Source organism: Cyanobium sp. N5-Cardenillas (assembly GCF_024345515.1).
In the GTDB taxonomy this organism is placed as follows: domain Bacteria; phylum Cyanobacteriota; class Cyanobacteriia; order PCC-6307; family Cyanobiaceae; genus Cyanobium.
Genome location: NZ_JAGQBG010000117.1, coordinates 1 through 9,507, shown reverse-complemented (window position 1 = coordinate 9,507; position 9,507 = coordinate 1). Strand labels below are relative to the sequence as shown.

Sequence of the window (9,507 nt, the reverse complement as noted above, 5' to 3'; positions counted from 1 at the left end):
CGCGGTTTTGGAGGTGGGCAGGCCCGCCACGTCGCCGAGGGAAAACACGTTGGCGTAGCTGGGGTGCTGGGTGGTGAGCCTGTCCGCCGCTACCCAGCCGCCGGGTGCATCGCCGGCCAGGGAGCTGCTGGCCACCACCTCAGGAGCACTCATCGGCGGCACTGCATGCAGTAGCGAAAAGGGCAGCTCTTCTGTGTGCACCGAGCCATCGGCATCATGCACCTCGAACACGGCCATCTGCTCGACGGCCCGCACGGACTTGAGATCCCAGCCGAAGCGCACCTCGATGCCCCGGCGACGCACCACCCGCTGCAGGATGCGGGCGTAGGCCGGCACGGCAAAAAGGGAGCGCATGGGGGTGCAGAAGATCACGCGACTGCTCACACCCACCCCGCTTTTGGCCTTGAACACGTCATCGGCCATGTACATCACCTTCTGGGGCGCGCCGCCACACTTCACCGGTGTGGACGGCATGGTGAACACTGCATTGCCGCCTGTGAATGACTGGATGCTCTTCCAGGTGTAGGGCGCGAAATCCTTGCTGTAGTTGCTACACACCCCATGGCTGCCGAGGGATTCGCTCAGGCCCTCGATCTGATCCCAGCGGCAGCGCAGGCCGGTGGCCAACACCAGCACGTCGTAGCTGATGGTGTCGCCCGTGCTGGTGGTGACGGTGTTGTGGTCGGGGTCGAATCCTGTCGCTGCCGCCCGGATCCAGCTCACGCCTTTGGGGATCAGGGAAGCTTCGCTGCGGCGCGTCTGCTCCAGCGTCATCACCCCACCGCCCACCAGGGTCCAGCCCGGTTGGTAGTAGTGCTCGCCCGAGGGCTCCAGGATCGCCACGTCAAGCTGGGGTCGTTGGCGCCTGAGCAAACTGGCGGTGGTGATGCCGGCGGCGCCGCCGCCCACGATCAACACCCGGTGGCGATGCTCAGGGGACGGGGCCATCACGGGGCTGCAGCTACTATCACTGTATGCAGTAATGCATGCATACGCATCTAGGTATTTATTCGCTCTGGCAGCGGGTGCTGCAGGCAGGGGATGGCCAGCGACAGCGCCCGCTGCCAGCGAAGAGAAATCAGGCCATTCATTGCCTTCCCGCTGGCGTGAGAAGGGAATCAATCTTGCAGCTGCCAGCCCAAGGCCAAGCACGACCAGGGCAATGCGCAGACGCTTTCCCCTGGTCGTGCTGAATCAAGCAGCCCGCGATCAACCCCACCAGGGTCTGGAGCCGTCGCGGAAATCGGTTTCGCTCCAGGAGGTGAGGGCCACTTGATCGTTCTCCACCTGCACGTGGGCCAGCGCCAGGGGGAGGGGGGCCGGGCCGCGCACCACGGCCCCTTCTGCGTCGTACTGGCTGCCGTGGCAAGGACAGATGAACTTGCCGACGGCCCCATTCCAAGGCACCACGCAACCCAGGTGGGTACAGATGGCATTGAGGCCGAAACTGCCGATGGCCCCATCACCCCCCACGATCAGATAGGTGGGATCGCCCTTGAGGCCCTGCACCAGGCTGCGGTCGCCCTGACCATGCTGCGCCAGCCAGCCCGTGGCGGTGATGGGGCTGCCCAGCTCATCGCGGGCCACGACGCCGCCAAGGACTGCTCCTGCCCGCGGCGGGGCAAAGAACCGACCCACGGGATAAAGCGCGCCGAGAGCCACGCCGGTGACCACCCCGAAGGTGAGGAGGTTGAGCAGCTGGCGGCGGGAGAGATCAGGAACTTCGCCCGGGCCCAGCGGATCGACAAAGCCAAGATCAGCCATGATGTTTACGCGGTACAATGCTTTCGTGGTTACAGCATAGTGCTGGCGCCCGACGGGTGTGAGCCGTTGCCCTCCATCTCCCGCTGCCGCCGGGACCTGCGTTGCCCCCTCGTTCCTCCCTTCTCCCCAACCTGATGCCGCTCTTGTCGCCCCGGGATGTGGAAGCCATCCATTCAGCCCTCGACCTGGCCTACCAGGGTTGGGCCAGTTGTGACCAGGTGATCCGCCGGCATGGGGAGGTGCGCCCCTTTTCCCGCATCCGCGAGGCAGAGCGGCGCCACATTCACGAGCTCTGGCGGCTGTTCATCGTCCATGGCCTGCCGATTCCCACCAATCCCCGGGCCGTGCTGATGCCCGTGCCCGACTCCCTGCCGGAAGCCTGCGGCATGGCGCTGGAGCAGGAGCGGACGCGACTGCGGCGCTGCCGCCAGCTGTTGGCAGCGGCGGAGGGGCAGCAGCTGCGGACAGCATTCCGTTCCCTGGCTGAGGCCAGCGAGGCGCGCTATCTGCCGGCCTACGAGCGCTGCGGCCAATGCCGCAATACCCAGGCCGGTGGCTGCCCGGATGGACCCTCCAGGCCAGCCTCGGCTCCGCCGCGACGTTGCCTGGCCCGGACCCATCAGGACTGGCAGTGGGCCGCGACGCCAGAACGATGAGCGATGAGCCCGGCGCGGTGTTTCTGCACGGATGGTGCGGCCATGACGATGAGCTGGAACACCTGCGCGCCGCCTTGCCAAACAGGCTCCTGGCGCCTTGCTGGATGCCCGCGCCAGGGTCCATCGACCTGGCGACCTGGCCGGAGACGAAGGGCCTGGCCATGGCAGCGGCCATGGCCGCAGTGGCTGATCGCACTCTGCTGCACGTGCGTCAGTTGATTCTCCAGGCCGGGTTTGCGGACTCGCTGCTCATCGGCCACTCCATGGGCGGAGCGATGGCCTGCCTGCTGGCCGCCGACCCGATGATCAGGGCCCGTGGCCTGGTGTTGCTCGATTCGAGCGTGCCAATGCCGCCCCGGCGCCAGGCTGACACCCTGGAGCGCATGACAGGCTGGATCCTGCGCGCCACCGCCATGGGACGCAGCGCTTGCCAAGCCGCCTGGGTTGAGGATCAGCCCAACCGTACCGATCACTTCTTTCATCCCCGTGATCAGGGGTCGGCCCGTGCCTTGATCAAGCGGCGCATGGCCCACTCCCCGGTGGTGGAAGCGGCAGCTGTCCTGGGTGGTTACGTGCAGTGGCCGATTGACGAGGCTCTGCTGCAGGTGCGCTGTCCGATGCTCGCCTTTGCGGCCGACCCGGGCCGGCTGCCAACACAAACACTGCGGCATGCCCGGCCCGACGTCACGATCGAAACCATCCCCAGCTGCGGCCATTTCCTGCACGTGTTCGCCGGCCGACGGGTGCGCGAACGCCTGAAGCACTGGCTAGTCACCCGCGGCATGGCCGTGCCAGCTACGGATCACTGATCGCCACCCTTTCAGGAGCTGCAACCAGGCGCGACCCAAGCCAACATCAGGCGCTGCGCTTGATCGACGGGCTGGTGGTGGTCGGCCTGGCTCCCGGTTCCCGGGGCCCTCCAGCTGGGCGCGTGCTTCCAGCCCCCTGACAGCAGCCGCTGAATCCGTCGCTGATGCTTGGCTCCCTGATGGTGGTGTTACTGCCGTGCAGGCTGCTGAACCCGGGGGCTGCTGGTGGCTCTGGCCTTCGTGCTGGCGCGCAAGGGGTGACGTGAGGCGCAGCTGTTTGGCTTGAGCCATCCCGACGATCCGGCCTACCGCCAGAACAAGCCGGCGATCCTTCCGCATGCACCGGGGCTCGATTGGCGAGCCGGCCGCGCTGCCGCCGACAAGACTCCTACAACAGTAGTGGCATAAAACGCATAGATTGAGCATTGAAGCGACGGATCCATGACCTCCCTCTCAGACGCCGAGATCCAGGCGCTGCACGATGCCCTCAATGACGAGTACCACGCCTGGGCCGTGTTCTACCAGGTGTTGAAGGATTTTGGGCCCGTACGCCCGTTCCTGAACATCCGCGATTCAGAACTGCGCCACATCGAGGCGCTGCAGCAGCTGTTTCGCTTCTACAACCTGCCGATTCCGATCAATCCATGGGGAACGGCACCGGTACCGCGCTTCTCCAGCTTGAAGGACGCCAGCGAGGCTGGCGTTCAAGCCGAGCTGGAGAACGTCGATCTCTACCGGCGGATTCTCGGCGCTACCGAGCGGCCGGACATCCTGCAGGTGTTCAGACACCTGCAGGCAGCATCGCAGGAGTGCCACCTGCCGGCATTCCAACGCGCAGCCGTGCGCTTTGGAGCTGAGGGGACATCGGCTGCGGCTGATGCACCAGAACCTGCAGCGAGCCGTCCGAGCCGCCGGCATTGCGGCGGCAGAGGATGTTGTGGGAGAGGCCACAGGTGGGCGGAGGGAACGTCGGTCTGATCAAGTCTCTGCCGCCAGAACCGCCTGGACTTCGGGGAAGTACACCGTCATCAGATCCTCCAGGTCGTGGCTGAAGAGAAACGCTCCCTGTCCGCGGCCGAGCTGTGCAGCTTCTGAATCAACCTTAAGCCGTAAGTCTTGGCTACTGGATATGGCGTGTAGCAGTGCATTCCGATAAGGTGTGCGATATCTGCAGTACGGGGAATGAGCAGCTTTCAGTGTCGCTTTGCAGCATGACCAACCCACCCTCCAAAGACCTGGGCGAATCAGGGCGCCGGACGTTTTGTTCTCATTTTGTGCTCAAACCGCTTGGCCAATCCCTGAACAGTGAATCAGGACGACAGGATTCGAACCTGCGACCTGGTGCTACCAAAGGGGCGGTAGGCCCTGGTGCAGCTGGCAGGTGAGCACCGGGATGCGGTTCACCCCGGCGTGGTGACGAAACCAGTGGCAGGTCATACAGACCTTGGGGGTGGAGCGACGCAGCCGCCCGGCCATGACAGCACCTGGAGAATTCAGATATACTGGTTTGAACGTTCTCTCTTAGCTGTGCTACTGGGTACCCCCAGTCCAGATGGATGAAGCGCCCCTTTGCAGCGAGGGTATGGCGTGTCCGATGGGCCATCGCTGCCCTCCGGTTGCGTTCTCCGGGGGCCCGCTTCGAGGGCATCGTGGGCTGAAGGTCAGGAACCTACGGGGCAAGTCTCAGCGGTTTACCAGAGGAACTGCCCCACCCCCCGAGTGGGACCTGCTTGCCGTGATCTCCGATTTGATGCTGCCAGAGACCTACGCCAAGGGAGGATAAGTCGTGGGACTCTCGCCGATTCTGGGCTCTCTGGCCATCCTATTCATCAAGAGGATTCCAGGCTCCTGAGGACTGGGTCACAGCGGTACAACCTCAGGATGAGGAACGTATTTCTGCCGTCAGAGCTCAATCCATTTGCGGTGATGGCGGCAAGGATGCGGCAAGCAGCGCAGCCTGCGTGCGATCACGCAACCCCAGGCGGCTCAGAAGATTCGTCACATGATTTTTAACTGTGCCCTCGGAAAGAAACAGCGCTCGCGCGATCTCGCGGTTGCTGGCACCCTGGCCGATCAGAGCCAGTACCTCGCGCTCACGGGGCGTCAACTCACCGACACCAGTCGGGACCTCCCCGATGACTGGAGGTGACGGGTGCTTCAGCATCTTCTGCAGAATACCAGGACCGAATTGTGAGTACCCTCGATGTACGGAGCGTATGGCCTGAGCCACGTCCTCCGATGGGGTGTCTTTGAGCAGATAGCCAGCGGCGCCTGCCTCTACAGCCTGCCGCACCAAATCATCATCCTCGAAGGTTGTCAGCACCAGCACCTTGATGCTTGGGATCAGCCGCATAAGCTCGCGGGTTGCCGCAACTCCGTCCATCACAGGCATGCGAATGTCCATCAGCACGACATCGACGCTGTTGGGGGTCGTCAACAGACGCTGCGCGGTGGCCACAGCCTCACGGCCATGGATGGCCTCACCAACCACTTCGATATCGACAAGGAGCGAAAGGAGCGCCTTGAGGCCCTGCCGCATGATCGCCTGATCATCCACCAGCAGAACGTGAATCATGCCACCTCCCGGCCCAGGGGAAACCAGACGCTCAGCGTGCAGCCTTCACCGGGAGCCGTGATCAGCCGCAGCTGCCCACCCTCCGCCTCTGCCCGTTCCCGGAGGCCCCGCAGGCCGAAGCCCGTGCTGTTGTGATGGGGATGGAAACCTACGCCATCGTCGTGGACGGTGATCGCCAGCCCCGATGGAACCGATGAGGCCCGGATGGTGATCTTCACACGAGTGGCCTGCGCATGTTTACAGATGTTCGTGAGGCCCTCCTGAACGATGCGGTACACCGTAAGGATCACGGATTCGGGGAGGGGATGACAGTGCACCGCAACACTGGGGAGTACACCGGTCATCTCCTCGAAGCGCCGGCTAAGAAGGGCGATTTCGCGGCTCAGATCCTTCCGAGATCCATCGAGGCCGCGCAGTGTTGCCACAGCCTGGCGCGTCTCCCCAAGGGCGGTGGATCCCATCGTCTTGGCCTGACTAACAAAGATCCTCGCCTGTTCGGGATTGGCGTCCCAGAGTTTCAGAGCCCCCTCCAACTGGATGTTCAATCCGCTCAGGGCATGGCCGAGGGAATCATGAATGTCCCGGGCAATACGGCTTCGCTCCCGGCTCATGGCCAGGATCTCGATCTGAGCCGCAGATTCCTGCAGCTTCTGGTTGGCCTCCCTTAACGCCTCACCCTGGTGCCGTTCCGTGATCAAGGCATTCATCAACATGAGAAGAAACACGAGCACCAGCGCAAACATGACCACGAGATTGAGCCGAATGCCACTGAGTAGGGGCAGGATAAGTTCGTTGACGAGGGGAGGCATTGCCCTGTCCAACGATTGGAGCTGAGACTGCACCATCACCAAAAAGACGACAAATGTCCCACTGGTGACTATTAGGCGTCCCAGCATGGGAAACATCAGGGAACTCCGCAACACAAGCACGATCTGAAGCAACGGGAATAGCCGCAGGACCACCGTGCTCCATTGCGCGGCGAGAAGAATCAAAATCACCTGCAGGACGAAGTGGGTCATTTTCACGCCCTGCGGCCTCAGTGGCAGCCACATCCCCATCGCGCCGAACAACAGAACACTCGCCTGTGCTGCTGCTGGCACCCCCCCACTTCTGCGCAACAGCGTGGGGGACAACTCACTCACTAACGCGATGGCCAACAGGATCCATTCCGACACCAGCAGAAAGGGGAAGGGATGGGAACCCACACGAATCGCGCGAATCGACACCATGGGATGGGAGACGAAGGGGCCTGCTCCAGCCAACCCTAGAGACGCCTGGAAGGCCCATGACCAAAGTCACGGACAGATCATGACGCTCGACACTTTGAACGGTCGTCGCCGCTGCGTAGGGTTCATTCGTTGTCCGCACCTTGCTCGACGGCAGGCATCACGATGAAACGCTCGCTCCAGCACGCTCTTCTTGGGCTGGCAGCCACAGCCACTCTTGCTGGGACTCCATGTGTCATCCCATCGGCGAGGGCCGAAAGCGCTCCACCGCTCGAGTCACTCGACTTGACCTCAGCACAGCAGACGCAAGTAAAGAAGCTACGAGAGGATCTACGACGAAGTCTCGCTGGCATTCTGACAAACCAACAGTATGCCCAATTTCAAAACGCCTTCAAAGCTTCGAGCCACATCCCCACGGCAATGGCAACGGTCGATAACCTATCACTCCGGCAGAAAGTCAGGGTGCGTTCAGCCCTGAAAGAGTTTGAACGGGAACTCAGTACCGTTATTTCCAAGGAGCAGTTGGCGGAGTTGCGATCATTTCGGGATAACGGTCGCCAGCAACCCCGATAGCTCCAGCCATACTCCCCAGCCGGAGTAGGGCACTGGCGATCACTTGCTGCGACCGTTGCTTGTCTAACCACTGTTGCGGAGGACAAGCCAATCCAACCCAACCTTGAGAATAACAATGAATGTCGAATCTACTTTTGACGCCAGACAAGCCCAGCGTGTGGGGAACTTTCTGCAACTGGTGAACTGGATAGGTCATCGCCTGGGGAGTGATGGGCCGCCGCTTGTGGACATGCCCGCCTTGCGCTCATTGCCAAAGGGAACCCTCGGTCATGCCTGGGTGCAGCATCTTGCTGACACTGGCCTCGAATCCTTCTGCGAGGGGTCACGCCGCCTTCAGCTCCATGATGGCCTGCACGTGCTCACGGGCTATGGCACGGATCCCGTGGGAGAAGCTGAAGTGCAGGCGTTCCTGATGGGAGCAAAGCTTCGCGCCGTCCATGTCCTGCTGCTGCTCGGGTTGTTGCGGATGATCAAACGCCAGCGACGATGCAAACGGATTCAATTGAACGGGGCTGAGGTGCAATCTCGGCTTCTGCATGCCTACGGCAGGGGACGCGACTCTGACTTTGACCCGGACACCTGGCAGCCTGAGAAGCAATGGCAGGATTCCCTCGCCGATGTTCAGGCTGCTTTCGGGATCCGGCGCTCATCTGAGATGGTTGCGTACCATCCGCTGACGCCATGAGCATGTACCCAAGGCGTCAGCACAGGCATCGAATCCGGAGGCCTTCTCCACTGGTCTTCACTCGACTGGTCTGCATTGCGGCCTTGAGTGGTGCGGTTCTGCTTGCCTCAGACTCCGATGCATCCCCCGGTTACCGACCATTCCAGGCTGCACCTGAGGGGGTCATTCTGCCACCACTCCCTGCTCGGTCTACTACCACATCTGATGACAAACTCCGATCGATGTCCGTCGCTTTCGGGTGGAAGTCAGGCCTCACGGTACGAGATGGCAAGCCAAGCAAACCCGAGACTCGCCATCAACCTCGACACATCCAATCTCCCAGCTGAGGGGCATGGATTCAGAACACTCCCTCCCATGTCCCATTGACGTGACCCCCTTTATCGGTCCAGGTCTTATGAGAGTGGGTTGCCCAATGAAAAGCCCCCGAGGGAGACGTTTCCCCCCGGGGGCTGAACCAGATGAATCCGAGCATGGAGCAATGGCTCAGCCTTGGCTCAGCAGAACCACATCGGCAAGTTGCTGGAGGATGCCGTGACCGGTGAGAGCCTCAATGGCCACGCCGATCAGGAAGCCGAGCATGGCGAGCCGGCCGTTGAGGCATTCGGCACGCTTTAGTTCCGAGTCGCGGATCTGCTGGCCAGCGGTGTTCAGGAACCAGGTTTCATCGGCCTGCGCGGAAGGCTGAAGGGAAGGGGCGGAGCTGGTCATGAGTAAGAATGCTTACTGGCAAGAACGTTACGGATCATCTCATTGGCTTGACGTATTGCTCGCTACTTCCTCCGGTTTGTTGTTGAAGGGCTGACCCTTGCGGCCACGGGGAGGTGTGCCCCCGAGCACATTCAGCCATCTGGCCGGTACCTGCAGATTTCACTTCAACTGGCTATGCCGATGGGGAGTGTCCAACCACAAGCGCCATCAGGCGTTGCCACCCCCTAGCGAGAAAGCCGATGGCCAGCTTTCCCCTGATGTGCTGGAACGTGGAGAACCTATTCCTCCCCGATGCCGACGCCATCCACTAGGTGCGCTAGTGATTCCAGGCCAAGCTCACCATCCCAGAAATTCAAAGGCACCGAGTATGGCATCCGAAAAAGATCTTGCTAGAGTCTGGAATATTGATTCTTGTAAAATGGCTCTGGATACATCCTGCCTTCGATCGCTGATGGTGTCAGGCGCATTGGGGCTGGGGCTACAATCCCAGGCTGTAACGCCAGTGCTCGCT

9 protein-coding genes are annotated in these 9,507 nt (G+C 61.9%); 4 read left to right on the top strand and 5 right to left on the bottom strand.

Features of this window, described 5'->3' with window-relative positions; translation table 11 throughout:
- Nucleotides 1–948: FAD/NAD(P)-binding oxidoreductase (locus KBZ04_RS10295; RefSeq protein ID WP_254991842.1), on the bottom strand; the 948-nt coding region annotated here is incomplete at its 3' end.
- A 261-nt stretch (nt 949–1,209) separates the two neighbouring features.
- Nucleotides 1,210–1,764 carry a cytochrome b6-f complex iron-sulfur subunit gene (gene petC / locus KBZ04_RS10290; RefSeq protein ID WP_254991841.1) on the bottom strand — a complete coding sequence of 185 codons (555 nt, stop codon included), beginning with the start codon at nt 1,762–1,764 and terminating at the stop codon, nt 1,210–1,212.
- Between the two features lie 134 nt (nt 1,765–1,898).
- Between petC and KBZ04_RS10285 the strand changes: the two genes are divergently transcribed.
- From KBZ04_RS10285 to KBZ04_RS10275, 3 genes are all read left to right on the top strand, one after another.
- Complete coding sequence (locus tag KBZ04_RS10285) at nt 1,899–2,420, top strand: hypothetical protein (protein WP_254991840.1); 522 nt, start codon at nt 1,899–1,901, stop codon at nt 2,418–2,420.
- Nucleotides 2,417–3,229, top strand: a complete 813-nt coding sequence (locus tag KBZ04_RS10280) for an alpha/beta fold hydrolase (RefSeq protein ID WP_254991839.1) — start codon at nt 2,417–2,419, stop codon at nt 3,227–3,229. Before KBZ04_RS10285 ends, KBZ04_RS10280 begins: the two co-directional genes overlap by 4 nt.
- Nucleotides 3,230–3,670: 441 nt before the next feature.
- Complete coding sequence (locus KBZ04_RS10275; RefSeq protein WP_254991838.1) at nt 3,671–4,207, top strand: ferritin-like domain-containing protein; 537 nt, start codon at nt 3,671–3,673, stop codon at nt 4,205–4,207.
- Between the two features lie 931 nt (nt 4,208–5,138).
- On the opposite strand, the gene KBZ04_RS10270 is transcribed toward KBZ04_RS10275, so the two are convergent.
- Together KBZ04_RS10270 and KBZ04_RS10265 are read right to left on the bottom strand one after the other, a co-directional pair.
- A complete protein-coding gene (locus KBZ04_RS10270) occupies nt 5,139–5,804 on the bottom strand; it encodes a response regulator transcription factor (RefSeq protein WP_254991837.1) in 666 nt (221 codons plus the stop codon).
- Nucleotides 5,801–7,033, bottom strand: coding sequence for a sensor histidine kinase (locus KBZ04_RS10265; RefSeq protein WP_254991836.1), 1,233 nt, complete (start codon nt 7,031–7,033; stop codon nt 5,801–5,803). Before KBZ04_RS10265 ends, KBZ04_RS10270 begins: the two co-directional genes overlap by 4 nt.
- A gap of 685 nt (nt 7,034–7,718) precedes the next feature.
- Here KBZ04_RS10265 and KBZ04_RS10260 point away from each other — a divergent pair.
- The gene (locus tag KBZ04_RS10260) at nt 7,719–8,288 is read left to right on the top strand and encodes a hypothetical protein (protein ID WP_254991835.1); all 570 of its coding nucleotides are present in this window, start codon (nt 7,719–7,721) and stop codon (nt 8,286–8,288) included.
- A gap of 483 nt (nt 8,289–8,771) precedes the next feature.
- On the opposite strand, the gene KBZ04_RS10255 is transcribed toward KBZ04_RS10260, so the two are convergent.
- Nucleotides 8,772–8,996 carry a chlorophyll a/b-binding protein gene (locus tag KBZ04_RS10255; RefSeq protein WP_254991834.1) on the bottom strand — a complete coding sequence of 75 codons (225 nt, stop codon included), beginning with the start codon at nt 8,994–8,996 and terminating at the stop codon, nt 8,772–8,774.
- Between the last annotated feature and the right edge of the window lie 511 nt (nt 8,997–9,507).

Bases quoted from the DNA above. Each gene is read 5' to 3' on its own strand.
- petC (WP_254991841.1), bottom strand. From the start codon at position 1,764: ATGGCTGATCTTGGCTTTGTCGATCCGCTGGGCCCGGGCGAAGTTCCT.
- KBZ04_RS10285 (WP_254991840.1), top strand. From the start codon at position 1,899: ATGCCGCTCTTGTCGCCCCGGGATGTGGAAGCCATCCATTCAGCCCTC.
- KBZ04_RS10280 (WP_254991839.1), top strand. From the start codon at position 2,417: ATGAGCGATGAGCCCGGCGCGGTGTTTCTGCACGGATGGTGCGGCCAT.
- KBZ04_RS10275 (WP_254991838.1), top strand. From the start codon at position 3,671: ATGACCTCCCTCTCAGACGCCGAGATCCAGGCGCTGCACGATGCCCTC.
- KBZ04_RS10270 (WP_254991837.1), bottom strand. From the start codon at position 5,804: ATGATTCACGTTCTGCTGGTGGATGATCAGGCGATCATGCGGCAGGGC.
- KBZ04_RS10265 (WP_254991836.1), bottom strand. From the start codon at position 7,033: ATGGTGTCGATTCGCGCGATTCGTGTGGGTTCCCATCCCTTCCCCTTT.
- KBZ04_RS10260 (WP_254991835.1), top strand. From the start codon at position 7,719: ATGAATGTCGAATCTACTTTTGACGCCAGACAAGCCCAGCGTGTGGGG.
- KBZ04_RS10255 (WP_254991834.1), bottom strand. From the start codon at position 8,996: ATGACCAGCTCCGCCCCTTCCCTTCAGCCTTCCGCGCAGGCCGATGAA.